This window comes from Xanthomonas sp. NCPPB 4037 (assembly GCF_041475695.2).
Classification (GTDB): domain Bacteria; phylum Pseudomonadota; class Gammaproteobacteria; order Xanthomonadales; family Xanthomonadaceae; genus Xanthomonas; species Xanthomonas campestris.
This window is the reverse complement of the sequence record NZ_CM191261.1, coordinates 2029175-2055173: the sequence shown is the minus strand read 5'-3', so window position 1 is coordinate 2055173 and position 25999 is coordinate 2029175. Positions and strand designations below refer to the sequence as shown.

At 64.6% G+C, this 25999-nt stretch carries 19 protein-coding genes, 3 tRNA genes, 1 other RNA gene and 1 pseudogene; 8 read left to right on the top strand and 16 right to left on the bottom strand.

Annotated features, from left to right (window positions below):
* Positions 1-33 precede the first annotated feature (33 nt).
* From ACCQ01_RS09290 to ACCQ01_RS09265, 6 genes are all read left to right on the top strand, one after another.
* Positions 34-1431: a PhoH family protein gene (locus ACCQ01_RS09290; protein WP_011036911.1), complete on the top strand. Its 1398-nt coding sequence runs from the start codon at positions 34-36 to the stop codon at positions 1429-1431.
* Positions 1431-1910 (top strand): hypothetical protein, encoded by a 480-nt coding sequence (locus ACCQ01_RS09285; RefSeq protein WP_116923313.1) that lies wholly within the window; start codon positions 1431-1433, stop codon positions 1908-1910. Before ACCQ01_RS09290 ends, ACCQ01_RS09285 begins: the two co-directional genes overlap by 1 nt.
* 66 nt (positions 1911-1976) lie before the next feature.
* The gene (thiD, locus tag ACCQ01_RS09280) at positions 1977-2792 is read left to right on the top strand and encodes a bifunctional hydroxymethylpyrimidine kinase/phosphomethylpyrimidine kinase (RefSeq protein WP_228432437.1); all 816 of its coding nucleotides are present in this window, start codon (positions 1977-1979) and stop codon (positions 2790-2792) included.
* The gene (locus ACCQ01_RS09275) at positions 2783-3634 is read left to right on the top strand and encodes an alpha/beta hydrolase family protein (protein ID WP_228432439.1); all 852 of its coding nucleotides are present in this window, start codon (positions 2783-2785) and stop codon (positions 3632-3634) included. The genes thiD and ACCQ01_RS09275 overlap by 10 nt, the downstream gene beginning before the upstream one ends.
* A 68-nt stretch (positions 3635-3702) precedes the next feature.
* A tRNA-Arg gene (locus ACCQ01_RS09270) sits at positions 3703-3779 on the top strand.
* Between the two features lie 96 nt (positions 3780-3875).
* Positions 3876-3952: transfer RNA gene (locus tag ACCQ01_RS09265), tRNA-Arg, on the top strand.
* 65 nt (positions 3953-4017) lie between these two features.
* On the opposite strand, the gene ACCQ01_RS09260 is transcribed toward ACCQ01_RS09265, so the two are convergent.
* Both ACCQ01_RS09260 and ACCQ01_RS09255 read right to left on the bottom strand, forming a co-directional pair.
* Positions 4018-5010, bottom strand: a complete 993-nt coding sequence (locus ACCQ01_RS09260; RefSeq protein WP_228432441.1) for a DedA family protein/thiosulfate sulfurtransferase GlpE — start codon at positions 5008-5010, stop codon at positions 4018-4020.
* A 44-nt stretch (positions 5011-5054) separates the two neighbouring features.
* Positions 5055-5999 carry a LysR substrate-binding domain-containing protein gene (locus tag ACCQ01_RS09255; RefSeq protein WP_228432443.1) on the bottom strand — a complete coding sequence of 315 codons (945 nt, stop codon included), beginning with the start codon at positions 5997-5999 and terminating at the stop codon, positions 5055-5057.
* Positions 6000-6136: 137 nt separating this feature from the next.
* Between ACCQ01_RS09255 and ACCQ01_RS09250 the strand changes: the two genes are divergently transcribed.
* Positions 6137-6838, top strand: coding sequence for a pirin family protein (locus ACCQ01_RS09250; protein WP_228432445.1), 702 nt, complete (start codon positions 6137-6139; stop codon positions 6836-6838).
* Positions 6839-7521: 683 nt separating this feature from the next.
* Here the strand turns inward: ACCQ01_RS09250 and ACCQ01_RS09245 are convergent.
* The 9 genes and pseudogenes from ACCQ01_RS09245 to ACCQ01_RS09205 all read right to left on the bottom strand — a co-directional run bounded on the left by ACCQ01_RS09245 (position 7522) and on the right by ACCQ01_RS09205 (position 20786).
* A pseudogene (locus tag ACCQ01_RS09245) lies at positions 7522-9434 on the bottom strand (methyl-accepting chemotaxis protein).
* Positions 9435-10472: 1038 nt separating this feature from the next.
* Positions 10473-10565 (bottom strand) — tRNA-Ser (locus tag ACCQ01_RS09240).
* 85 nt (positions 10566-10650) lie between these two features.
* Positions 10651-10863: a carbon storage regulator CsrA gene (gene csrA / locus ACCQ01_RS09235; RefSeq protein WP_042598908.1), complete on the bottom strand. Its 213-nt coding sequence runs from the start codon at positions 10861-10863 to the stop codon at positions 10651-10653.
* Positions 10864-11004: 141 nt separating this feature from the next.
* Positions 11005-13653, bottom strand: a complete 2649-nt coding sequence (gene alaS / locus ACCQ01_RS09230) for an alanine--tRNA ligase (RefSeq protein ID WP_228432447.1) — start codon at positions 13651-13653, stop codon at positions 11005-11007.
* Between the two features lie 101 nt (positions 13654-13754).
* A complete protein-coding gene (gene recX / locus ACCQ01_RS09225; protein WP_103699613.1) occupies positions 13755-14243 on the bottom strand; it encodes a recombination regulator RecX in 489 nt (162 codons plus the stop codon).
* Between the two features lie 115 nt (positions 14244-14358).
* On the bottom strand, positions 14359-15390 hold the full coding sequence (gene recA, locus ACCQ01_RS09220; RefSeq protein WP_011036899.1) for a recombinase RecA: 1032 nt from the start codon (positions 15388-15390) through the stop codon (positions 14359-14361).
* A gap of 172 nt (positions 15391-15562) precedes the next feature.
* Positions 15563-16204, bottom strand: coding sequence for a transcriptional repressor LexA (gene lexA, locus ACCQ01_RS09215; protein ID WP_228432449.1), 642 nt, complete (start codon positions 16202-16204; stop codon positions 15563-15565).
* A gap of 66 nt (positions 16205-16270) precedes the next feature.
* Positions 16271-17947 carry a 2-polyprenylphenol 6-hydroxylase gene (ubiB, locus tag ACCQ01_RS09210; protein ID WP_042598904.1) on the bottom strand — a complete coding sequence of 559 codons (1677 nt, stop codon included), beginning with the start codon at positions 17945-17947 and terminating at the stop codon, positions 16271-16273.
* Positions 17948-18368: 421 nt separating this feature from the next.
* Entirely contained in the window at positions 18369-20786 is a 2418-nt protein-coding gene (locus tag ACCQ01_RS09205) for a TonB-dependent receptor (protein ID WP_228432451.1), read from the bottom strand.
* A 362-nt stretch (positions 20787-21148) separates the two neighbouring features.
* On the opposite strand from ACCQ01_RS09205, the gene ACCQ01_RS09200 reads away from it, so the two are divergent.
* Positions 21149-21221: non-coding RNA, sX9 sRNA (locus ACCQ01_RS09200), on the top strand.
* Between the two features lie 224 nt (positions 21222-21445).
* Here ACCQ01_RS09200 and ACCQ01_RS09195 read toward each other — a convergent pair.
* The 5 genes from ACCQ01_RS09195 to folP all read right to left on the bottom strand — a co-directional run bounded on the left by ACCQ01_RS09195 (position 21446) and on the right by folP (position 25918).
* Complete coding sequence (locus ACCQ01_RS09195) at positions 21446-21940, bottom strand: CinA family protein (protein ID WP_016945236.1); 495 nt, start codon at positions 21938-21940, stop codon at positions 21446-21448.
* A gap of 406 nt (positions 21941-22346) precedes the next feature.
* On the bottom strand, positions 22347-23666 hold the full coding sequence (gene hflX, locus ACCQ01_RS09190; RefSeq protein ID WP_011036894.1) for a ribosome rescue GTPase HflX: 1320 nt from the start codon (positions 23664-23666) through the stop codon (positions 22347-22349).
* An 11-nt stretch (positions 23667-23677) separates the two neighbouring features.
* Positions 23678-23956: an RNA chaperone Hfq gene (gene hfq / locus ACCQ01_RS09185; RefSeq protein WP_011036893.1), complete on the bottom strand. Its 279-nt coding sequence runs from the start codon at positions 23954-23956 to the stop codon at positions 23678-23680.
* A gap of 76 nt (positions 23957-24032) precedes the next feature.
* Positions 24033-25016, bottom strand: a complete 984-nt coding sequence (gene miaA / locus ACCQ01_RS09180) for a tRNA (adenosine(37)-N6)-dimethylallyltransferase MiaA (protein ID WP_114997975.1) — start codon at positions 25014-25016, stop codon at positions 24033-24035.
* On the bottom strand, positions 25016-25918 hold the full coding sequence (folP, locus tag ACCQ01_RS09175) for a dihydropteroate synthase (protein WP_228432548.1): 903 nt from the start codon (positions 25916-25918) through the stop codon (positions 25016-25018). Before folP ends, miaA begins: the two co-directional genes overlap by 1 nt.
* Positions 25919-25999 lie beyond the last annotated feature (81 nt).

Sequence of the window (25999 nt, the reverse complement as noted above, 5' to 3'; positions counted from 1 at the left end):
GGCTCGCCCCTGCTCCATCACTTGGAAGACCCAATGACCCGAGGCAAGCGCATCTACGTGCTGGACACCAACGTGCTGATGCACGATCCCACCGCGCTGTTCAAATTCGAAGAACACGATGTCTTCCTGCCGATGCAGGTGATCGAAGAACTCGACAACGCCAAGAAGGGCACCTCCGAAGTCAGCCGCAACGCGCGCCAGGTCAGCCGCTTCCTGGACGAATTGCTGGAGAACACCAACGCCGAGCAGATCCAGGCCGGCATCCTGCTGAGCCACCCGCAGGGCATCCAGCTCAAGGGCCAGGCCGCGATCGGGCGGCTGTATTTCCAGATCCACCCGATCGAGCCGGGCCGCACCTTCGGCGCGATGCTGCCGGACAACAAGATCCTCGCCTCGGTGCTGGCGCTGCGCGAAGAAAACCCCGATGTGCCGGTGATCCTGGTGTCCAAGGACATCAACCTGCGCATCAAGGCCTACATCAGCGGCCTGGTTGCCGAGGACTACCAGAACGATCGCGCGCTGGACGATTTCAGCCTGCTGTTCACCGGCGCGATCGAGCTGCCGGAAGACTTCTGGCAAAAGCACAACGAGGACCTGCGCAGCTGGAACGAGCGCGGACGCACCCATTACGAGATCGTGCTGGCCGACGACGAAGACTGGTATCCCAATCAGTACCTGTATCTGCCGGGCGAAGACGAAGTGGAACTGCGCGTGGCCAAGGTCGGCGGCGGCAAGGCCACGCTGTGCCTGGTGGATGATTTCCGCCATACCCAGCATGCGGTCTGGGGCATTGCCGCGCGCAACCGCGAGCAGAACTTTGCGCTCAATGCGCTGATGGACCCGGAGATCGATTTCGTCACCCTGCTCGGCACCGCCGGCACCGGCAAGACGCTGCTCGCGCTGGCCGCGGGCCTGGCGCAGACGATGGACCAGCAGCGTTACCGCGAGATCATCATGACCCGCGCGACGGTGAGCGTGGGCGAAGACATCGGCTTTCTGCCCGGCACCGAAGAAGAAAAGATGACCCCGTGGATGGGCGCGCTCACCGACAATCTGGAAGTGCTCACCCACAACCAGGACGGCGGCTCATGGGGCCGCGCGGCCACCAACGACCTGCTCGCCAGCCGCATCAAGATCCGCTCGATGAACTTCATGCGCGGGCGCACCTTCCTGTCGCGTTATCTGATCCTGGACGAAGCGCAGAACCTCACGCCCAAGCAGATGAAGACGCTGATCACCCGTGCCGGCCCCGGTACCAAGATCGTGTGCCTGGGCAACGTGGAGCAGATCGACACGCCCTACCTCACCGAGACCACGTCCGGCCTGACCTATGCGGTGGATCGCTTCAAGGCCTGGCCGCACAGCGCGCACATTACGCTGCGGCGCGGCGAGCGTTCGCGGCTGGCCGACTTCGCTTCGGAGGTGCTGTGATGTCCACGCTGCGCAGCGCTGCGGCGCTGACGTTGCTCACCCTGGCTGGCTGCGCAACCACCCAGCCGGCCAGCGTGCCGACCAACCTGAAAAGCGGCCAGTCGTGGGTGATCACACGGCAGACCATCGCCGATCAGGTGCTGGACACCTGCTCGCGCGACAGCCCGGCACGCCAACCGGGCAGGATTACCGGCTACTGGGCGCCGACGCATCAGCAGATCGAACTACTCGAATCACGCCAGGACGCACTCACCCCCACCATCGCCGAGCCGCGCGACTTCGACCGGCAATACGTGGGCGTGGTGGTCGATGGGCGTGAGCTGATCTACATCAATGCGTTCAAGCTGCCCGACAGCCCCTCGCTGAAACCGGCCACGACCGCAGTGCGCGCCTGTGATGGCGGCGCTGCCTTCTGGGGCGCGTTGTACGACCCGCAAACCGGCGCGTTTTCGGAAATCGCCATCAACGGCGGCGCCTGATCGACCACGACCCAAGGCGTTAAAGGGAGTCTGCACAGTCGCGCCGCGGCAGTGCAGAATCGCCGCATGACCACGCCCAGCACGCTGTCCGCATTGACCATCGCCGGTTCGGATTCCGGCGGTGGTGCCGGCATCCAGGCCGATCTGAAGACCTTCGCCGCGCATCGCGTGCACGGCCTGTCCGCCATTACCGCACTGACCGCGCAACACACCCGTGGTGTCACCGCAGTGCATGTGCCGCCGCTGGCATTCCTGCGCGCCCAGGTCGATGCCTGCTTTGCCGATTTCCAGATCCAGGCGGTCAAGCTCGGCATGCTGGCCAACGCCGATGTCATCCACTGCGTGGCCGACCTGCTCGAACAGTACCGCCCGCCATTCGTGGTACTCGACCCGGTGATGGTGGCCACCAGCGGTGCGCGTTTGCTCGAAGACGCCGCGTTGGACGCACTGCGCACTCGCCTGTTGCCGCTGGCGAGCTTGATCACGCCCAATACGCCCGAGGCCGAATTGCTCACCGGCCGCCGTATCGACACCCCCGATGCCGCCGACCATGCGACCGCCACGTTGCTGGAGCTGGGCGCCAACGCCGTGTTGCTCAAGGGCGGCCATTTGCGCGAAGGCACGCGCGTGATCGATCGGTTCGACGACGGCGTTGCGCAGGAAATTTTCATGCATCCGCGCCTGGAACTGGACGCACACGGCACCGGCTGCACGCTCTCTGCCGCCATTGCCGCGCAGTTGTGTCAGGGCCTGTCGTTGCTCAACGCCTGCGAGGCCGCGATCGATTATGTGGCCCGTGCAATTGCCAACGGCCAGCGTCCGGGCCAGAGCGATGTAGTGGTGCTGGATCACTTCGGTGCCGCGCCGCACGCATGGGACTGATCAACGCCGCACATACGGCCACCGCGGCGGATGGGCACGGCTGGCAGCTGCTGCACTACGCGCCTGCGCAGCCGATCGCCAGCCTGTTGTGGTTACCTGCATTGGGCGTGGCGGCCCGGCACTACGCGCCATTCGCGCAGGCATTGGCCGAGCGCGGCATTGCGGTCTTCGTGCACGAATGGCGTGGCAACGGCAGCAGCACCTTGCGTGCATCGCGTCACCACGATTGGGGGTTTCGCACCCTGCTTGAACATGATCTGCGGGCCAGCCAGGCCATTGTCGCTGCGCAGTCACCGCCGCTGCCGCGGCTGCTGGGCGGCCACAGCCTGGGTGGGCAACTGGCCTGCTGCCATGCCGCGTTGCATCCGGGCAATGCGGCGCGCCTGTGGCTGGTCGCCAGCGGATCGCCGTACTGGCGCAACTTTCCGTCACCGCTGCGTTATGGGCTGCCGTTGGCATACCGGTTCCTGCCATGGCTGGCACGTGTGCAAGGCGTGCTGCACGGGCGGCGGCTCGGCTTTGCGGGGACCGAAGCGCGCAGCCTGATCGCCGACTGGGCGCGCGTTGGCTGCATCAATCGCTACCGCGCTGCAGGCGCACCGTGGGATCTGGAGCAGGCACTGGCCAGTGTCATCTGCCCGGTCGACGGTGTGGTGTTCGCACACGACCGCTTCGGCCCCGCTATAGCGCTGCACGCGCTTTGCGCCAAGATGCCGCAGGCGCCCACGACGCTGCGCCTGCTCGACGACGCAGCGCTGGGCGTCCGCAGCGACCACTTCGCGTGGATGCGCGCACCCATCGCGGTCGCCGCTGCGTTACGCACGTCGCTGCACGATCGATAGCGCCACGGGATCGTCACAAAGGGATTGACGCACGCGTCAGGCATCCGCATAATTCCGCTCCTGACGAGGCGCCCGTAGCTCAGTTGGATAGAGTACCTGGCTACGAACCAGGCGGTCGGGAGTTCGAATCTCTCCGGGCGCACCATCTTCAGAACAACATAAGACAGCCTTCAACCGCTGTCTTTTTAGTTACAAAGGTTCGATCGCATTGCGGCGGATCTGCACCACTCAAACAAGACATGCGCCCGTAGCTCAGTTGGATAGAGTACCTGGCTACGAACCAGGCGGTCGGGAGTTCGAATCTCTCCGGGCGCACCATTCTTGGAAAAACGACCAGCTTGCCGGTCGTTTTTTTTTGCCTATCAGATCCAGTGGACCGTGCGTCAGGCCAGTGCGCCTGCTTCGCCGGTCGGCGCAAACGTGGCCAATGGCACCAGTGAGACCACCGGATGCCCCGCATCGCGCCAGGCATCCAGCCCACCCAGTAGCGGACGCACATCGCGATACCCGCGCTCGCGCAAGCGCCCAGCCAACCAGGCGGCGGACACTTCATCCGGGCAGGCGCAATAGATCACCACGCTGCGATCGCGCGGCACCGTTGCCAGAATCTGCGCCAGCTCGCGCTCATCGGCAAACACCGCACCGGGAATCGTGTACGGCTGCAGATCGCGAAAGCCCTGCGCGCGGATATCCAGCACCGCCGGCCGCATCGCTTCGTCGGCGGCAAGCATCGGCACCAGTTCTTCCACCGCAATGCGCGCGGTCTCCAGCGAGCGCAGCAGCGTATGGCGGCGCCACCAGCGCCAGCCGACATAACCGGCCAACAGCAGCGCTACCACCAGCACTGCGCCCGAGCCTAGAGTGGAGAGAAAGTGCAGCACGTCCTGCACCTGATCGGCGAACAGTGCGCCCAACCCAAGCCCCACCGCGGCCCACAGCAACGCGCCAAACGCGTCGTAGCGCAGGAATGCTCCTGGCCGCACCTGCATCGCGCCCGCCATTGGCACCGATACCATCGACAGGCCAGGCACGAACTTGGCCACCGCCAGCACGCGTACGCCCCAGCGCCCGAAGAAACGCTCGGTCTTCTTCATGCAGGTATCGCGCGACAGCGACAGCCGGCACAGCGACTGCAAGGTGCGATTGCCGAACCGGCGCCCGGCCAGATACCAGACCAGATCGCCCAGCACGCTGGCGAATACGGAAACAGCCAGTGCTGCCAGCGCGGCACTCCACGCGCCGCTGCCGCCGTGCAAGGCATAGCCGGCGCCCACCAGTACCAGGGTCGGCATGGCCGGCACCGGCAGACCGAGCGACAACGCCAGCACGTTGGCGAACACCAGCGCCAATCCGTACTGTTCGATCAAGCCTTGCATGCGGCACCCTGGCGCGATGGCGAGCGGCCATTATCCGCCTATCGCTACGCCACCGGCTGCCCAGTGGCGACGGAACGATACGTTTCGGCCAGCTGCTCCAGCCAGCGCGCAAATAACCCGTCGCTGCGCAGCGCCTGCCGCCACCAGCCCAGCGCCTCGCCCTCCTCGCCCGGGCGCCATGCCAAATAGAACGTCTCGTCGGGCTTGTGCGTTTCCACCGCAAGCGCGCGCAGGGCGCCGGCCTGCAGTGCGCCGCGCGCGTATGGCTCGGGCAGGAAGCCATAGCCGGCCCCAGCCAGCTGCAGCTGCAACTTGGTCTGCATGTCCGGCACGGTGAGCACGTCGCGGCCGGAGAGCAGCCCCACCGTGCGTGGCAGCAGCCGGCGCGCAGAGTCCGCTGCCGCGATCGCGCGATGCTCGGCCAGCTCCGCCACGCCCAGCACTCCGGCGTCCACCAGCGGATGCGTAGCGGCCACTGCGAACACGAACCGCAGCGAGCCGATCGGTTCGGCGACATAACCGCCACCGCTCGGCCCTTCGCCAGCAGCAACCACCAGATCCACGCGTCGATCCAGCAGCGCCTCCCAGCTGCCGGAGAGCGACTCGCTCACCACGCGCAACCGGGTGCTGTCGGCGATGCGATAGAAGTCCAGCAGTTGCGGCAGCAGCAATGACGCCGGCAGCACCGCGTCCAGGCCAATGGCGAACTCCGACTCCCAGCCGGAGGCGACCCGCCGCACCCGCACTTCCAGCTCCTGCGCCGCGCGCAGCAATTGCCGCCCCTCACGCAACAGCTCGCGGCCGGCCTGCGTTGGCGTGGCCTTGGGGCCAACGCGCTCGAACAACTGAACGCCCAGGTCCTCCTCCAGCTTGGAGACCGTGTAGGAGATCGTCGACGGCACCTTGAACAGCACCTTCGCCGCGGCAGTGAAGGAGCCACGGCGGTCGATCGCGTCCAGGATCTGCAACGCATCCAGACTGATTTTCATTGTTCGATTTTTTCGATGGTAGCAGTCAAATCTACTCGCTTTTTTTACCCGGGGCACCTCTCCACACTACGCATCAACGGAACGGGCAAGCAAAACGCACCTTCCGCCTCATTCGAATCTTTCCAAGGAGAAGCACCATGTTGACTGTCCGCAAGAGCGAAACCCGTGGCCGCGCCGAGCACGGCTGGCTGTCCTCGCGTCATACCTTCTCCTTCGCCAGCTACCACGATCCGCGCCACATGGGCATCGGCCCGCTGCGCGTGATCAACGAAGACAAGGTAACGGCGGGCGAAGGTTTCGGTACGCATGCCCACCGCGACATGGAGATCATTTCCTACGTGCTGGACGGCGCACTGGAGCACAAGGACAGCATGGGCACGGGATCGGTCCTGCATTACGGCGATGTGCAGCGCATGAGCGCCGGCAGCGGCGTCACCCACAGCGAGTTCAACCACTCGACCAGCGACCCGGTGCACTTCCTGCAGATCTGGGTGATGCCCGAGCGCAACGGCATTGAGCCCAGCTACGAAGAAAAGCATTTCGACGCCGACAGCAAGCGCAACACCTTGCGCCTGATCGCCTCGCCCGACGGCGACGGTGGCTCGCTGAAGCTGCACCAGGATGCGCGCCTGTACGCCACCATCCTGGATGGCGAAGGCCGTCTGCAGCACCCACTGGCTCAGGGCCGCCTCGGCTACGTGCAAGTGGCGCGCGGCAGCCTGACCGTCAACGGCCAGGTGCTGGCGGCCGGTGATGCCTTGCAGGTGACGGGCGAGCCGGAGATCGTGCTGGCCGATGCCCGTGATGCCGAAGTGCTGGTGTTCGACCTGCCGCAGTGAGTGGTTGGCAGTGCGTCGCCTTGATGTATCGGAGTCACGTGCACGGCGGCTGCGCACCAGTAATGCAAAAACCCGCCGACTGGCGGGTTTTTGTTGTGGCATCGGCTGCCTTGACGACAGCAGGCGTTAGAACATGCCTGCTTGATTGAATGATAGATGCGTAGGCACCGTGTCATGCCACGGGTGGAGGCGCCTTTGCGCTGCAGCCTTGCCTGCCTGGCAGCGATAGCGGCCATAGAACCATCGAGCCTGCGCTTCTCGCAGTCGTCAGCCACGCGACGAGACGGCAAAACGCAATGAAATTGCCGCGATTTGATGCGATGCAAGTAATCCGAATCAACGCACGACTATTCGAGAAGCACTCCCCTCGGCACGCCGCAAACCGCAGGAGATACAAGCGCGCACTTCGCACACGCTTGCTCTGCAATGTGGGCGCTTCCAGGTCTGCATCACTAGGACAGTCGCACCGCACGCGCTACACGGCGACCAACGCGGAGCACTCCAGCGGCGCTGCACACACGGCACGTTGCATCACTCGCTAGCCAAGCACTGAGCACACCGGTCGATCAGCAGAACGAGCGCACTTGCAACTGCTCCAGCACACGCGCTTCATCCAACCAACCGGCACGCAAGCCTATGCGCAAGCAAACCCGTCAGCGCCCACAAGCAACGCCCGCCATGCATCACGCACGCCGTGCCAGCACCTCCACCGCGGGCGTATCCTGCGGCGGCTGACCGACCTCGTCGCCATTGACCAGCGCGAACAGCGCGTCCGCATCGGCCTCCAGCACACGCGCAGAGCGCGCCAGATCATCGACCATCTGCGCCTGATCACGCGCCTGCACACCGATCGACTGCAGCGCTTGATTGGCAGTGGAAATGTCCTGGGCCTGCACCTGGCTGGCGGCGGCGATCTGCTCCACGGTCGCGGTCACCTTCAACACCGAGCTGACCATGTCCTGCATCACCTTGCCGGCCTGCTCGGCCAGGCGTGAGCCATCGCCCACCTGATTGGTCGCGTCTTCGATCAGTGAGCGAATTTCGCGCGCAGACACGCTGCAGCGCTGCGCCAGGCTGCGCACCTCGGTCGCCACCACGGCAAAGCCCCTGCCCTGCTCGCCTGCACGCGCGGCTTCCACCGCCGCGTTGAGCGCCAGGATGTTGGTCTGGAAGGCAATGCCGTCGATCACCTCGATGATCTGGCCGATGCGGTCGGTCGCCTTGCGAATGCTGGAAGTGGTCTGCACGACCTCGGCAATGACGTGCGCGCCCTTGCGGGCCACAGTGGCTGACTCTTCGGCCATGTGCTGCGCAGCGCCGGCATTTTCCGAATTGGTGCGCACCGTCTCGGCCAACTGCTCGATGCTGGTGGAGGTCTGCTGCACGGCATCGGACTGGCTGGCCGCACGGCTCACCAATTCCTGATTGCTTGCCGAAATATGGTGCGCCTCGCGCTGCACGTTTTGCGCAATGCCCATGGTTTGCCGCACCAGATCGCGCATGCGCTCGGCCGAGCGCACCTGGTCGGTGACGTCGGTGGCGTACTTCACCACCTTGTATGGGCGCCCGGATACATCCAGGATCGGGTTGTAGGAGGCCTGGATCCAGGCCGTGCTGCCATCCTTGCGCAGGCGCCGATACCGGCCAGCATCGAACTGCCCGCGGGCCAGCTTGGCCCAGAACTGGCGATAGTCTTCCGAGGCGCTGTAGGCAGCATCGACGAACACGCTGTGATGCTTGCCGATCGCCTCGTCGGCGCGGTAACCGAGAATCGCCAGAAAGTTGTCATTGGCACTCAGCACCCGACCATCCAGGTCGAACTCAATCACACCCATCACCTTGGCAATCGCCTGGATCCGGCCGTCCGCATCAGCGGATTCCACCACCTGGCGCGTGATGTCGGTAGCGTACTTAATGACCTTGTAAGGGCGCCCACGCTCGTCCAGCACCGGGTTGTAGGAGGCCTGGATCCAGACCTCACGCCCGTCCCTGCCCACGCGCTTGTAGCGCCCGGCATCGAATTCGCCACGCCCGAGCTTTTCCCAGAACACGCGGTATTCGGCCGACTGCCGCTGCGCCGGTTCGACAAACAGGCGGTGGTGCTGGCCACGGATTTCGTCCAGCCGGTAGCCCATGACTTCAAGAAAATTGGCATTGGCATCGAGCACCGTGCCATCCAGCGAAAACTCGATCACCGCCACCACCTTGTCGATCGCGTCGATGCGGCCACGCGATACGGCTTACCGGAGCGATCCAGCAGCGGGTTATAGGAGGCGTTGATCCACACCTCCCGCTCACCATTACCCAGGCGGCAATAGCGCCCGGCATGGAAGTCGCCACGCCGCAACGTGTCCCAGAACTGCCGGTACCCATCGCTCTCGCGTTCGCTCGGGTGCACGAACATGCGGTGGTGCTTGCCGACCACATCTTCCAGCCGATAGCCCATCAAGGCGAGGAAGTTGTGGTTCGCATCCAGGATGCGGCCCTCCAGATCGAACTCGATGACGGCCATGACCCGATCCATCGCGGTGGCCTTGTGCTGCAGCCCTCGGGTCCAGAGAGAGGTAAGACGTCCAACAAGCGGCTGCAAGCGCATTCCAACGTTCCGTGGTGTGGGTCACATCTTTAGCGGCTCACCCATCGAATCCTTGACCGTTTCCAAGCGCGCACGCGAGCAGGTTTATGCATGATTTAAGGCGAAAAGCGGACTCTTCTGGACAGGCCACATCACTGAAGGAGCCTAGGTAGCGCTATCTCGCGAGCGTCCATCGATCAGTTGTTTCTATCCATCGACGGCCGGCATGGCTGGCGCGTATGCAGAGGCCGCCCCTGGCGTTGCGAGTTCACTCTTCGCAACGCGATGAAATCGCTCTAAGGACGAAGCATCCACGTCAGCCGGCAATCGCACTATCGTTGTGTGGACGCCAAGGAAATAGATCGCGTGATCATCGGACGCGGTGATGTGCCACGGATGCGGTTGAGACACCATCGGCACCCTGTGATGCGACCACCATGCAACGCATCCAATCGGTGCCAGCTGCGCTGGAAGCCTCAATCTGCGGGCAGAGACTGTTGCGCCGAGACTCCGAAGCGGCCTTCGCTAAAAACCGAAACCCTCATCAATTGGAGGCATCTCAGCCATATCAGCCGGCGAGCAAGTGCAGCAGAAGCAACGCCTGACGATGCTGCGTTTGCTGTTTAGCTGATCGAGCACAGGATGTAGCCAAAAGGAACGGCCCTGCGCTCAAGGCCAGGCGATGCGAGGTCATACCCAGGACCCAGCGAACAGCCGCACCGCACGTCGGCACGCGCTGGTGCAATTCGACACCTGCACAGCAATGCACGGCACCAGCAGCAGCCACCGCGCTATCCGCAACTCCAAGATGCCTGCATAGATCTGAAAGTAGCGCCGAGGCGGCTTCAGACACTGCATGCGGGTGGACAAGGTCATCGCCTGCAAGTGATCGCACTGCACGTGTATGTTGGGTAGCGCCGCCCGCCTGGACAATCACTTTGACCACTGTAACCACACGGAGCATCCGAGCGCGCGAAGCAGGTGGGGCAGTATCTTCTACTTGGCAAACGCACAAATGAAAACACCCGCAAATCAAGGATTTGCGGGTGTTTTTTGAACTGGCGGAGCGAGAGGGATTCGAACCCTCGATAGAGCTTTTGACCCTATACTCCCTTAGCAGGGGAGCCCCTTCAGCCGCTCGGGCATCGCTCCAGTTTTTGCATCCTGCCGCAGTGTCTCGTGGCAGGCCGCGAAGAATACCGGGTAAGAGGGGCTAACGTAAACCCTTTTGAATCGATCAGTCCGAAGAATCGTCGTTGTGATGCGCACCGGACGCAACCGGCTCGTCACCGCGCTGGATGCGCTGATAGATTTCTTCGCGATGCACGGCAACATCCTTAGGCGCGGTAATGCCAATGCGCACCTGATTTCCCTTGACGCCGAGCACGGTCACGGTGACCGAGTCGCCGATCATCAGGGTTTCGCCTACTCGGCGAGTGAGGATCAACATTTTGCAAATCTCCTGGAACTGGCGGGTATCCCACCAGCATCGACGGCCTCCTGAATGAGACGCGCCCTAGGTAAAGGGGATAAAGACCAGAAATGGTAGCGGGACATCCTGCCAGCCAGCAAGGCTTGGCAGGACAAGTGTTCAGCCCAAGTGTTGCTTGACCCAGGAGGGCACGCCTTGGAGCGCAGTCGCAAGGGCGGGCCCGTCCTCGCCACCACCCTGGGCGAGATCCGGACGGCCACCGCCCTTGCCCCCGATCTGACTGGCGATATGGCCGAGGAGTTCCCCTGCCTTCACCTTGCCAGTTGGGCTGCCGTTCACGCCGGCCACCAGGGCGACCTTGCCGCCGGCAGCGCCGGCCAGCACGATCACCGAGTCGCCCAATTGTTGTTTCAGGCGATCCATGGCCTCGCGCAAAGCCTTGGCGTCGAATCCCTCCAGACGCACCGCGACCACCTTGACCCCAGCCACGTCCACCGCGCTGGCGCCGAGGTCGGCGGTCGCGCCGGATGCAAGCTTGGCTTTGAGCGACTCCAGCTCGCGCTCCAGGCGCTTCTGGCGATCGGTCAGCGCCCGCACCTTGTCGACGATCTCGGTGCTGTTGCCGCCGAGCAGGCTTGCGGCCTCACCCAGACGACGCTCCTCTTCAGCCACGTAGTCGAGTGCGCCCTGCCCTGTCACCGCTTCGATGCGGCGCACGCCGGAAGAGACGCCGCCTTCGGAGGTGATCTTGAACAAGCCGATGTCACCGGTGCGGCTGACATGGGTGCCGCCGCACAGTTCGGTCGAATAGCCGCCCATCTTGAGCACGCGCACGCGCTCGCCATACTTTTCGCCAAACAGCGCCATCGCACCGAAGTCCAAGGCCTCCTGCATGGCCATGTTGTGCACTTCAACGCTGTGATTGGTGCGCACTTCCGCATTGACCTTGCGCTCGATCACTGCAAGTTCTTCCGCAGTGATCGGCTGGAAATGCGAGAAGTCGAAGCGCAGGCGATCCGGCGCCACCAGCGAGCCCTTCTGCTGCACGTGGGTCCCGAGCACCTCGCGCAAGGCGGCATGCAGCAGATGCGTGGCCGAGTGGTTGAGGATGGTCTTGCCACGACGCTGCACATCGATACCACCGGACAACACGTCGCCAAGTTTCAGCATGCCCTCCGCGATACGTCCGACATGCCCATGGAATTGGCCCGCGAACTTTTGTGTGTCGGCGACCTCGATGCTGACGTCCGTGCCGCTGAGCTGACCGCTGTCGCCGACCTGGCCGCCAGATTCGGCGTAGAACGGCGTGCGATCGGTGAACACGATGACCTCATCACCGGCCTCGGCACGGTCCACCGGCCGCCCCTGCTTGAACAACGCGACGACCTTCAGCGCGTCAGCATCCTGGGCCTCGTAGCCGAGGAACACGGTCGGCGCCATGGTGGCCACCAGATCCGCAGGCAGCGCCACGCCGCCACCGAACTTGCCTGCCGCGCGCGCGGTTTCGCGCTGACGCTCCATGGCGAACTCGAAGCCCTCCATGTCCACGCGCATTCCGCGCTCACGTGCGATGTCGGCGGTAAGATCGACCGGGAAGCCGTAGGTGTCGTAAAGACGGAACGCATCCGCGCCCGGAATGATCTCCTGCGAGCGCGACGCGACGTCGTCGAAGATCTTCATGCCGGCGTCGAGCGTCTCGGCAAACCGTTCTTCTTCGGCCAACAACGCACGCGCCACAGTCTCCTGCGCGACCACCAGTTCGGGATAGGCCTCGCCCATCAGCTCGACCAGCGTGGGCACCATCTTGCTGAAGAACGGCTGGCGGACGCCCAGCATCCAGCCATGCCGCAACGCGCGACGGATGATCCGGCGCAGCACATAGCCACGCCCTTCGTTGGATGGCAATACGCCATCCACGATCAGGAACGAACAGGCGCGGATGTGATCGGCGATGACGCGCAGCGACTTGTTTTCCAGATCCGCGATGCCGGTCAGCGCGCTGGCCTTACCGATCAGCGCCTGGAAGACGTCGATTTCGTAATTGGTGTGCACGTGCTGCAGGATGGCGGCCAGCCGCTCCAGGCCCATGCCGGTATCCACGCACGGGGCCGGCAGTGGCACCAGGGTGCCGTCTGGCTGGCGATCAAACTGCATGAACACCAGGTTCCAGATTTCGATGAAGCGGTCGCCGTCTTCATCGGGCGAACCCGGTGGGCCGCCGGCGATGTGATCGCCATGATCGAAGAAGATTTCGGTGCACGGACCGCAGGGACCGGTGTCGGCCATCTGCCAGAAGTTGTCCGACGCATACGGCGCGCCCTTATTGTCGCCGATGCGCACGATGCGGCTTTCCGGGATGCCGATCATGTCGCGCCAGAGTTCAAAGGCTTCTTCGTCGGTGTGGTACACCGTGACCAGCAAGCGATCAGCCGGCAGCTTCCAGACCTGCGTCAGCAACTCCCACGCCCAGGCAATGGCGTCCTTCTTGAAGTAATCACCGAACGACCAGTTGCCCAGCATCTCGAAGAAGGTGTGGTGGCGCGCGGTGTAGCCCACCGAATCCAGATCGTTGTGCTTGCCACCGGCACGCAGGCAGCGCTGCACGTCGGCGGCACGCACGTAGCTGCGCTTTTCTGCGCCAAGGAAGACATCCTTGAACTGGACCATGCCGGAATTGGTGAACAGCAAGGTTGGATCGTTGCCCGGCACCAGCGGCGCGGATGGCACGATGGTGTGGCCCTTCCCCTCGAAGAACGCGAGGAAGTCACTACGGATCTGGGAAGTGCTGAATTTGGCAGGTGCGTTCATGGGCTGGCATTGGGCGGGCGGTGGTCCCGGTCACCCCATGAGATGTGGGCGCAGAGGAGCGGAACAACCTGAAACCACAAAGGGTAGCAGGCCTGACGCCCTCAGTCCTCAAGGTCGAAGCGTGTTGCCAGCCGAATGCTGTTGCCATCGAAGCCGCGCCGCGCCAGCAGGTCGGCGGCCTTGCGCCGCTGTGCCAGGTCAACCGGCCCATCCTCGCCGAAACGGCGGCGGATCAGATCGCGTGCGTTCTCGGTCCAGTCCCCTTCGAACGTTGCCATCGCTGCACTGACCGCGTCGCTATCCAGGCCGTGGGTTCCGAGTTCTGCGCGGATGTGCAACGGCCCATACCCCGAACTGGCCCGGTTACGGACCACCGAGGCAGCAAAGCGCACATCGTCCTGCCAGCCCTCGCCTGCGAGCCGCTCCACGGCCGCCTGTGCGGCCTCGGGCTCGATACCACGCGCCTGCAACTTGCGGTTCAACTCTTTCTTGGAATGTTCACGGCGCACCAGTAATCCCAGTGCACGTTGGACCGGCGTCTGTTCCTTGAACCGACGTCCCCGCTTCGGTGCGGGCGCTTGCTCACTCATCGTGACGTGTCCCGAAGGTAAATGCGCCGTCCGTGGCGCCCGCCCTCCTGGCTTTCGATAGAACTACCGCGAGGAGCGACGGCACTGACTCCGCCGTCCCCGCGATAGGGAAAACTCACTCGCTCTCGGTCTCGCCGGCTTCACGCGGCGCCTCGGCGGGCTGGAACTTCTCGCGCAGCTCGGCTTCGAGCTTGATCGCCACCTGCGGGTTGTCGCGCAGATACCCACGGGCGTTGTCCTTGCCCTGGCCGATACGCTCATCGCCATAGCTGTACCAGGCACCGGCCTTGTCGACCAGCTTGGCTTCCACGCCCATATCGATCAGCTCACCCTCGCGGCTGATGCCTTCGCCGTACAGGATCTCGGTGATGACCTGCTTGAACGGGGGCGCCAGCTTGTTCTTGACCACCTTGATCTTGGTCTGGTTGCCGATGATCTCGTCACCCTTCTTGATCGCACCGATGCGGCGGATGTCCAAGCGGACCGAGGCGTAGAACTTCAGCGCATTGCCGCCGGTGGTCACTTCCGGGCTCTGGCCCGGCATCATCACGCCGATCTTCATGCGCAGCTGGTTGATGAAGACCACCAGCGTGTTGGAGCGCTTGATGTTGCCGGTGAGCTTGCGCAGCGCCTGGCTCATCAAACGGGCCTGCAGGCCAGGCAGCTGGTCGCCCATCTCGCCTTCGATTTCGGCCTTCGGGGTCAGCGCGGCAACCGAGTCGATCACCACGATGTCCACCGAGCTCGAGCGCACCAGCATGTCGGCGATTTCCAGCGCCTGCTCACCGGTATCCGGCTGCGACAGCAGCAGGTCATCGACATTGACGCCCAGCTTGGCGGCATAGATCGGGTCCAGCGCATGCTCGGCGTCGATGAAGGCCGCAGTGCCGCCCAGCTTCTGGCATTCGGCAATGGCCTGCAGGGTCAGGGTGGTCTTGCCCGAGGATTCCGGCCCGTAGATCTCGACCACGCGGCCCTTCGGCAGGCCGCCGATCCCCAGTGCGATGTCCAGCATCAGCGAACCGGTCGGGATGACCTCGACGGCCTCGATGACCCGGTCGCCCATGCGCATGACCGAGCCTTTGCCGAATTGCTTTTCGATCTGGCTCAGGGCGGCGGAAAGGGCGCGCTTCTTGTTCTCATCCATCTGGGTGATCCTCGTCAGTGATTTCGGTATGGGGCTAATGTAGCGGCGGTGTATCGCACGGACTGAGACTGCCTGCGACACACTTAGATTAGGGAGGCCAACCTGGTGGCGGCAGCGGGAAATTCTGCGCTACCGGCTCGGGAAACGGCCAGCGCATGCATCGGCGCAATGCTCAACGGTTGGGCCGCAAAAGGCCGCAATACAGGCCCTCGATGGCGAAATCCTGATCCGGCAGCACTTCGATCGGCGCGTAATCTGGATTGCGAGGCAGCAGCCGGATGCGGTCCTTGCCGATCTTGAGCAACTTGACGGTGATCTCTTCGTCGATCCGGGCCACCACGATCTGCCCCGAGCGGGCGTCGCGGGTGCGATGCACACCGATCAGGTCGCCATTGAAGATGCCTTCGTCGCACATCGAATCGCCCTGCACCTTGAGCAGGTAATCCGGCGATGGCGAGAAGAACACCCGATCCAGCACCACGAAATCGTCCGACCCGATGTCGGCGCCGATCGGCAGCCCGGCCGCCACGCGCCCCAGCACCGGCAAGCGCAGCACATCATCACGAACCTGCTCCTCTGCAGGGGCGGCCTTGGCGTGCGCAGCGGCGCCGGCCAACCGGATACCGCGCGCCTGGCCCGGAACGCGGCGGATGGCGCCGGCCTGCTCCAGCGCTTCCAGATGGTATTGCGCGGCGCGCACGCCCTTGAAGCCGAATGCCCGCGCGATCTCGGTCTGCGAGGGCGGCACGCCATCGGTCTCGATCCGCTCGGCGATGAGGGCGAGGATTGCTTGCTGGGTATCGGTCAGGTCCATGGTTAGTAGTATTACTACTAACGAGCGTGCGCGCAAGCGATTGCTTGCCCCGCCGCAGGGACCGCGTCAGCGGCGGCTGCGCCAGATTGAGAACAGGATCCAGACCCCGCACAACGCCGCGCCGATGAACCCGCTGACGCCCAGCGCCAGCAGCCAGCGGCTGGCAATGCCGCCAACGCTGTTCATCACGATCGACGAGCCAATCACCAGCGCGGCGGTGACGATTCCCATGGTGAGGCGGTTGGCGGCGCGGTCGACCTGCTCGCCGAATTCGCGCAAGGCTCGCGTTTCCACATGCAGCTGCAGCTTGCCGCGTCGCGCGGCCTGGATCAGGCGCTTAAGATCGCGCGGCAGATCGCCGATCAGATCAATCGCCCCGGTCACCGTGCGCCGGCCACGCCGCAACATCGCGCTGGGCGCATACCGCTGCAGCACCACGCGTTCGAGATAGGGGCGCGCTTCGCTGGCCATGTCGAAATCCGGGTCGAGCTGGCGCCCCATGCCTTCCAGGGTGAGGAAGGCCTTGATCATCAGCGCCAGGTCCGACGGCAACGTCAGCCCGTGATCGCGCAGGATGGCAGTGACATCGCCCAGCATCGCGCCGATGCGCAGTTCCTTGAGCGGTACGCCGCGATAGGCATCGACGAAGGCGCCGATGTCCTGTTGCAGGCGCGGCTCGTCGATGTCCAGGCTGGTGCCGGCCCATTCCAGCAACACGTCGATGACCGACTCGGCGTCGTAGCTCACCATGCCGTGCAACAGCTGCGCGACCTGGAAACGGCGCTGTTCGGAGATGCGCCCGACCATGCCGAAGTCGATGACCGCGATGCGCCCGTCGCGCAGATAGAAAATATTGCCGGGATGCGGATCGGCATGAAAACAGCCGTCCTGCAGCACCATCTTCAACACGATGCCGGCGCCGGTGCGTGCCAGCGCCTTGCGGTCCAGGCCAGCGGCATCCACAGCAACCAGATCGCGCCCGGGAATGCCGTCGACGAAGTCCTGCACGTTGAGCGACTCGCAGGTCCATTCCCAATGCACGGCGGGAATGAGGATCTGCGGATCGTTGGCGAAGTTGGCCGCGATGCGCTCGGCATTGCGGCACTCGGCGGCGAAGTCCAGCTCGCGGCGCAGCGACAGCGTGAACTGCTGCACCACTTCGGCGGGGCGATACCGCTTCAGATCCGGCGCGCGGGTTTCGACGATTTCGGCCAGCCGTGCGAGCAGACGCAGGTCGGCATCGATGGTGTCGCCGATGCCGGGGCGCCGGATCTTGAGCACCACCGCGGTGCCGTCGGCCAGCCAGGCGCGATGCGTCTGCGCCAGCGATGCGGCCGCCAGCGGCTCTTCATCCAACCGGGCGAAGACCTGCTCCGGTTCCATTCCCAGCGCAGCCACCAGCTGCGGGCGGATGTGTTCGAACGGCAGTGCCGGCACGGCGTTCTGCAGCTCGCTGAGTTCCTCGATCCAGTCTGGCGGCAACAGGTCCACGCGCGTGGCCAGCACCTGCCCCAGCTTGACGAACGTGGGACCGAGCTCTTCCAGCGCGCGGCGGACACGCGTGGCCGCGGACATGCGCAGACGGCCTTCGGCATTGGTCCAGTGCAACAGCCGGCCCGCACGCTCCAGCACGTCGGCCAGGCCGATCCGCCGCACCACATCGCCGAAGCCATAGCGGATCAGGACGGATGCGATTTCCTGCAGGCGCCCAAGGTCACGGACGGTGCCAAGTGCTTCCCACATCAGCGTGCTCCTCGCGACACAGCGATTGCGCAACGCAGCGACGCAGATGCATGGACACTGCCCTGCACTTTGACTCGCCACGACGCAGAGGCCGCGCGCGCAGGCGGAGCGATCAGCAGCGCGGAGCCCACAGCATCAGCACGCAGTGCCATCCTCACAGACTGCTGACAGCGAGGCGCATGCTGCGGCACACGCGTGCGCGCACTGGAACGCCGCAGGCCCGTGGCGAGCGACTGCGCGACGGGCGCGCGCAAGGAGAAAGCAGGAGACAAACGCATGGGTCACGCACACGGGAACGATGTACGTTTGTAGCCGATCCGCCCGCATCTGTCGCCTGCGCACCTGAAGCAGAGGCCGCACCCAGGCCTTGATTACCCAGCCCATGCAGCGCGGAAGCGCGCAGGCAGGCGCTGCACCTATCTCAGTAGCGCAAGCGCAGCGTCATGCCGAAGGTGCGCGGCGCACCCAAAAATGCATTCCACGAGCCGGCCTGCAGCGGCGCATCGATGGCCACTTGCCGATAGGTCACATTGCCAAGGTTCTCGGCCCAGGCTTCCAGTTGCCAGCGTTTATCGCTGGCGCCGATGCCTAATCGCGCGTTGACGATGGTGTAGGACGGCTGCAGCTTCTGCGGATCCAGGTCGGTGCCGACGTTGTAATCGGAGCTGTACTTGGCGCCCAGATTGGCACGACCGATCAGCTGGCTGCCGATGGCGTGTTCGTAGCTCAGCGCGAGGTTGCCAGACCAGCGCGGCGCAAAACTCGTGCGGCTGCCGGGCAGCAATGCCAGGTCCGCATCGGGCAGGCGGTCCTGGCCGTAGGCGGTATCCGTATAGCTGAGGCCACCTTGCAGCATCAGGCCGGGCAACCCGGTCTGCCACAGCACTTCCGCGTCCACGCCTTGAGAGATCACTGTCGGAATGGCGCGCACCACGAAGCTGGTGCCCAGAAAATTATTGAGCTGGAAGTCGCTGAAATCCTGGTAGAACAACGCGGCGTTCAGTAGCAGGTTGCCACCCAACCACGTGGTTTTGGCGCCAATCTCGTAACTGTCGACGAACTCGCCCGGGAAGGCGGTGTCGTCCACCGGCACGATGCCTTGCACGCCGCTGGACAAACCATCGGCAGATTGCACGCGGTCCAGATTGAAGCCGCCAGCCTTGTAGCCGCGCGCCGCCGACACATACGTCATCAGCGCGTCGTTCCAGCGATACGCCAGCTTGGCAGTGCCGGACCATTCGCGCTCGGTCAGTTGTTGCTGGGTCCTGCGGCCGTCATGCGCCACATTGCTCCACGGCAGGCAGGTAAAGCCCACCACTTGCGGAGCGATGCTCGGCACGGCTGCTGCCGGTACGCCACGCGCAGTCAGCGCCGCACCAATGCGTCGCGCCGCAGCCGGATCCAGCTGCCCGTTCGCAGCGAAGTAGCTCGCGCAGGCCGGGCTGCCATCCGGGTTCTCGAACGAGGAAGCCAGCGCCTTGTGTTCGTGGGTGTAGCGCAGCCCCACCACCACATCCAGCGCATCGGTGGCGTGCCAGGTGTTGTTGGTGAACACCGCAACGCTCCGGCCATCCTGGCGGAAGCGGTCCTGGCTGCCCTGGCCGCGAAACAGCGAACCGGTGGGCAAGCCGGTGGCATCGGCGATAAAGCGCGGTGCATCTGCACGTGCGGCCAGCGCAGGGTTGATGCGTCCCAGCAGCGCCGTGGAGAGGTACGGCTCGTAGGCCGTTCCAAAGCGGTACGACTCGTTGCGATGCACGGTTTCATCGGCGTAGAACGCACCCACCATCCAGTCCAGCTGCTCACTGGAACCGGCCAGCCGCAGCTCCTGGCTGAAGGTTCTGAACCCGGTGAGCATTTCATCCTGCTGCGGTGCGCGGTACAGCACGTCTGCGGCACTGAAATCGAAATCCAGGCCGTTGACCGAGGTCCAGTCACGTAACGCGGTGATCGACGTCAGCACCGGCGCGCCCAGCCAGGGCGTGGTCCAGTCCACCTGCGCCGACACCCCACGGTCACGAATGTCCTGCGCGGTGCTGCGATTGCTGTAGGCCAGCCGCCGGGACGGGTCCGCCTGCCCGATGGTGCCCTGCCCGCCTGGCGTCAGCGCGTTGAGGATCGCGGCGGTCGGCCCACGCTCGGTGGTGACGGTGACACAGCAGTTCTCGTCGCGATTGGTGGCATCGGCGGCGATATTGATGGCCAGATCATGCGACGGCTCCCACAGCAGCTGGATGCGGCCGGTCTCCAGATTCTGGTCGCCGTCGTCGGTCGCCGTGCGCGGGCCGGCACCAGTCACGACATTTTCAAACCCGTCGCGGCGGCGCTTGGCGGCATAGACGCGCAGCGCGCTGGTTTCTCCCACTGCATCGTTGAATGCCGCAGCCAGACCGAACGCTCCGTAGTTGCCGGCCGTCAGTTCCGCTTCCGCGCTACGCGTGAAGCTGGGGCGGCGCGTCACCACATTGATCACGCCGGCCGAGGTGTTCTTGCCGAACACGGTGCCCTGGGGACCCTTCAGCACTTCAATGCGTTCCAGCTCGCCGAGGTCTGAGAACCCCACACCGTTGCGCGCACGCGGCACCCCGTCGATCACCACGCCCACCGAAGATTCCAGGCCTGCGTTGTCGCCCACCGTGCCGATGCCGCGGATGCGCGCAGTGGTTTGCGCAGCGCTCTGGGTACTGGTGACGATCAATCCCGGCACCAGCACCTGCAAATCCTTGATGTCGTGGACGCCGTTGTCCAGCAGCAGTTGCTCGGGCAGCAACGAAACGATGATCGGCACGTCCTGCAATGCTTCTTCGCGCTTCTGCGCCGTGACCGTCAACGCGGCCAAGGTCGCCGGTTCCGTGCGTTCGGCAGGCGCGTCACTCTGCGCTTGTGCGTACAGCCAGGGCGCGTGCGTCGCTACGAAGATGGCAAGCGCAAGCCTGCCACCGCGTCGATGGTCGATATGCATTGGGTTCCCCGGCGGTGAGACGCTGCGACTGCATCATGCGGCGACGGCCGCGAGATATGTTGCAAGCGACGCTACCGTTCGCGCATCTACGCAGTGGGCGCATGACCGAATCCATCGCTCGCGGGACGAATGCCAGGCGACTCCGTGCTCGCTTGTGTGAGCACGGCCGCGGTTTACAGCAGCGATCAACCCGACTACGCGGCCGCCAGGGGAGCGCGGCCGGCGCTCGGAATTCTCATTTGCAGCCGTGCACTCCGGATCCTCTGCGCCGTCCGAGCTCGCCTGCTAATTGCTCGCTGCGTTTTATTAGCTGCTTTAGATCAGCCGCAATATGACGGGATGCGGTGATGCCTATCACCTTGCATGCAACGCGCACGCCCCTCGCGTTGAGGTACAGCCCTACAACCGCAGGGCATTCAACACTTCCGGAATGACAGCGCCGCAGCGCGTGCCTGCTGCACCTGCAAGGCAAGCGCCGCAGCGCCGGCTGCGATACCGACAAAGCAGCGCGCCGTGCAGCAGTGCGCATGCGCGTGCTAAAGCAGCGCGCTCAGGCCACGTAGCGCAGCGGCCACCGTCTGCCGACGTACCGCGTCTCGGTCGCCGCTGAAATGGAACAACTGCGCAGTGGCATAGCCGCCGCGCCGCTTCCAGCCGATCCAGACCGTGCCGACTGGCTTGTCGTCGCTTCCACCACCGGGGCCGGCAATGCCCGTTACGGCGACGGCGATGCTGGCGCCGGAATTCACGAGCGCGCCGGAGACCATCTCGATCACCGTCTCGCGACTCACCGCACCATGTACTTCCAGCGTCTGCGGCCGCACGCCGAGCAAGGCCTGCTTGGCCTCGTAGCTGTAGGCGGCCATGCCGCACTCGAACCAGTGCGAGGAGCCGGCCACGTCGGTCACCGCCTTGGCGATCCAGCCGCCGGTGCAGCTCTCGGCGGTGACCAGGCGCTCGCGCGCGGCAAGCAGCTGCTGCCCCAACACCTCGGACAGCTGCTGCAATTCGGAATCGGTGGACATGGACATGGGCACGGCGTGTGGGGAATCGACGTTTTAGCCCAATTCATCGCCAATGTCTGCGGTGAGACCAGCACAGGACGGGTTACTGGGCGGCCGCGGTTCAGTGGCTACATGCGCAGCGCGTCGCCACTGCCCCGACGCGGGCTGCACCAGAAAAGAATAGCCACCGCGTCAACCGACCAAGCTCGCCGTCTGCTAGCCGCAGACACGCCTATAGCTCTTTGCGAGATTCTCGGCCGCGTGTGCGATGCGCATTGCTGGGCCGCAGGCGACCACAGGAAGGTGGATCTGCCGCTAACAGACTCCATCGATCGCCAGCGCGGAGCACATGCGCGTTATGCGATGCCGCGGGAGCAGCGGATGACATGCGATGCCGGATGCGGCCGCATTGCAGCGGCCGCACCGTCATGCATCAGGTCTCCCAATCCTCACGGCGATCCGGCAACAACGCGCGCAGCGGTGCACCGTCTTCGCCGGCAGCCAGACGTTCGGCTTCAACATAGGGCAAGTCGACTTCCAGCAACCAGCCCTCCTCGTCCACCTGCTCGCTACGGATTACTTCCAGCTGATGCAGTTTGGAGCGCAGGCGCCCGGCAGAGGCCGGCAAGCGGAGCGAACCGGTGATGTGGCGCAGATCCAGCCGATGGCCCAACGCACGCTGCAGTTCTTCCAGGCCACGCCCATCGCGCGCAGAAATCCAGACGCGCTCACGACGTGCCTGGTCGGGGATACCGTCCTGCGCGTCATGGCGCACCTCGGCACCCTCGATCTTGTCGATCTTGTTGAATACCAGCAACTGCGGCAGATCACCTGCACCGACGGCCTGCAAGACCTCATCGACCTGATGGATACGTTCTTCGCGCAGCGGGTCCGCCGCATCGACGATATGCAACAGCAGATCCGCATCGCGCGCTTCGGACAAGGTCGACCGGAATGCAGCCACCAGTTCGTGCGGCAGATCCCGTACGAAGCCCACCGTGTCGGCCAGCACCGCGCTGCCGCCTGGCAAGGCGATGCGCCGCACCGTGGGATCGAGCGTGGCGAACAGTTGGTCGGCCGCGTAGGCATCGGCGCCGGTCAACGCATTGAACAGCGTGGACTTGCCAGCATTGGTGTAGCCCACCAGCGCAATCCGCGGCAATTCGCTGCGCATGCGCGCACGACGCATCTGGGTCCGCTGCACTTCGACTTTTTCCAGCCGCTTCTGCAACTGTTCCACACGCTTCTGCAGCAGGCGGCGGTCGGTTTCCAGCTGGGTTTCGCCCGGGCCGCGCAGACCGATCGCACCGCCGCGCTGACGTTCCAAGTGAGTCCAACCGCGCACCAGACGCGTGGCCATGTGGCGCAGCTGCGCCAGTTCCACCTGCAACTTGCCTTCGTGGCTGCGCGCGCGTTGCGCGAAGATATCCAGGATGAGCCCGGTACGGTCGATCACGCGCCGCTCCAGATACCGCTCGAGGTTGCGCTCCTGGCCCGGCGACAAGGTGTGGTTGACCAGCACCAGATCCGCGCCGGTGGCCTCGGCCGCAGCCTTGACCTCTTCCAGCTTGCCGCTGCCGATCAATGTCGACGGGCTGGGTTTATCGATGCGCGCGGTGAGCGTGGCCGCTACCGTGGCGCCCGCCGACTTGGCAAGCTCGGCGAACTCCTCCAGCACATCCTCTTCGGCAGGCCCACCGGAGTGGGTCTGAATCAACAACGCGTGTTCACCCTTGCGTGAGCGATCAAACACGCACTACTCCATCATTGCTCGACGTCGTCATCTTCCGCCTGGTTGTTTTCATTGGATTGCACATAGCCGCCACCCGGGCCCACGCGCACGTTGCGCGCCGGAACAACGGTGGAAATGGCGTGCTTGTAGACCATCTGGCTCACGGTATTGCGCAGCAGCACCACGAACTGGTCGAACGATTCGATCGTACCCTGCAACTTGATGCCGTTGACCAGATACACAGAGACCGGCACCCGCTCGCGACGCAGCGCGTTAAGGAATGGATCCTGTAAAGATTGCCCCTTGGCCATCGAAAAATCCTCTTCATTATTGTTCTTATGATTCCGGTCGACCCTGCTTTCCCCAGCCGGTCCCGGAAACGGGATGTTACACGGCTGAAGGCTGCTGCATAGTGCGCTGTTGGCCGAGGAAGCCGGCAACCGCCTGTTCCAATTGACCGCGATCACGCTCCGGGTCGAACCAGCGTGCGTCGAGCTCGCCACGCAGCCAGGTCAGCTGCCGCTTGGCCAGCTGCCGGGTGGCCTGCACTGCCTTGTCGCGGAACTCGGCCAGGCTGCCGGCCCCATCCAGATACTCCCAGGCCTGCCGGTAGCCCACTGCCCGCACCGCCGGCAAATCCAGTGGCGCCGCCACCGCGCGCATCTGCGGCAACGCGCGCAGCTGCTCAACCTCGGTCAGGAGACCTTCTGCCAGCATCGCGTCCAGGCGCATGGCGATGCGTGCATGCAGCACCGCGCGTTGCCGAGGCGCGAGCACCAGTTTGAGCACCCGCACCGGCGCACGTGGGCCCGGTGGTCGCGTCTGCCAGTAGCTGATCGGCTTGCCGCTGATGCGGTAGACCTCCAGCGCACGCTGGATGCGTTGCGGGTCGGTGGCATGGATGCGCGCGGCAGCAACCGGATCAATCCGTGCCAGTTGCGCATGCAGTGCCCCCCACCCCACCTGCTCGGCTTCGGCAGCGATCGCCAGCCGCACCGCGGGGTCGGCTTCGGGCATCTGCGCCAGCCCTTCCAATGCCGCACGGAAATACAGCCCCGTCCCGCCCGCCAGGATCGGAATCTTGCCGCGCGCTACGATCTGCGCCATGGCGGTGCGCGCGTCAGCGGCAAATTCCGCCGCCGAATAAACCTGCCACGGATCGCGCAGGTCGAGCAGATGGTGAGGAACCGCCGCACGCATCGCCGCGTCCGGCTTGGCCGCACCGATGTCCAGACCGCGGTAGACCAGCGCGGAGTCGACACTGACGATCTCACCGCCCCAGCGCTGCGCTGCCTCGATCGCCAGTGCCGTCTTGCCGCTGGCGGTCGGGCCCATCACGGCGATGGCCAGCGGGCGCTGGTCGGCTGCCATCAGTCCTCGTCCGGCCAGCGAATCGTCGGCGCCGCAGCTGCTGCCATGCGCGGGGTGGGAATTGCAGCCACCGCACGCCATACCTTCAACGCATCCACGGTCGCCGCCACGTCATGCACACGCAGCAGTTGCGCGCCCTGCTGGGCGGCGATCAGATGCGCGGCCACCGAGCCATGCACGCGGTCGGCCGCAACCTGGCGACCGGTCAATTCACCGAGCGTGCGCTTGCGCGAGAATCCCGCCAGCACCGGCAGGCCAAATTCCTGCAGCCGCTGCAGTTGTGCCAGCACGGTGAGGTTGTGCACGGTGCTCTTGTCGAAGCCGAATCCGGGGTCGAGGATCAGCCGCCGCTTGTCGATGCCAGCCATTTCCGCAGCAAAAATGCGCTCGGCCAGAAAGCGATGCACCTCGGCCACCACATCTCCGTAATGCGGCTCGGCCTGCATCGCGTGCGGTGCGCTGGGCGCATGCATCAGCACCACCGGCACCGCGAGTTCGGCAGCGGCCTCCAGCGCGCCCGGCGACCGCAACGCGTGTACATCGTTGATCATGCCCGCGCCCGCGGCGACTGCGGCGCGCATGACCTCGGGCTTGTAGGTGTCCACGCTGATCGGCACATCGGTCTGCGCGCTCAGGGCCTGGATCACCGGGATTACCCGCAGCAGTTCCTCTTCCAGCGATACCGCACTGGCGCCAGGCCGAGTGGATTCACCGCCCACATCCAGCACCGCCGCACCTTCTGCGACCAGTCGCAGCCCATGGGCCACTGCCGCGTCCACCGTCGTGTACTGGCCGCCATCGGAGAACGAGTCCGGCGTGACATTGACGATGCCCATCACCTGCGGGCCATGCAGGCGCAGCAGGCGACCTGCGCAGTTCAATTGCGGTGTGGTGTCGAACATCGGCAATTCTCGATCAGGAAGAAGGATCCGCATGCGCACTTGGCATGCAGCAGTGCGCGCATTTCGCCGCGCAGCATCTTG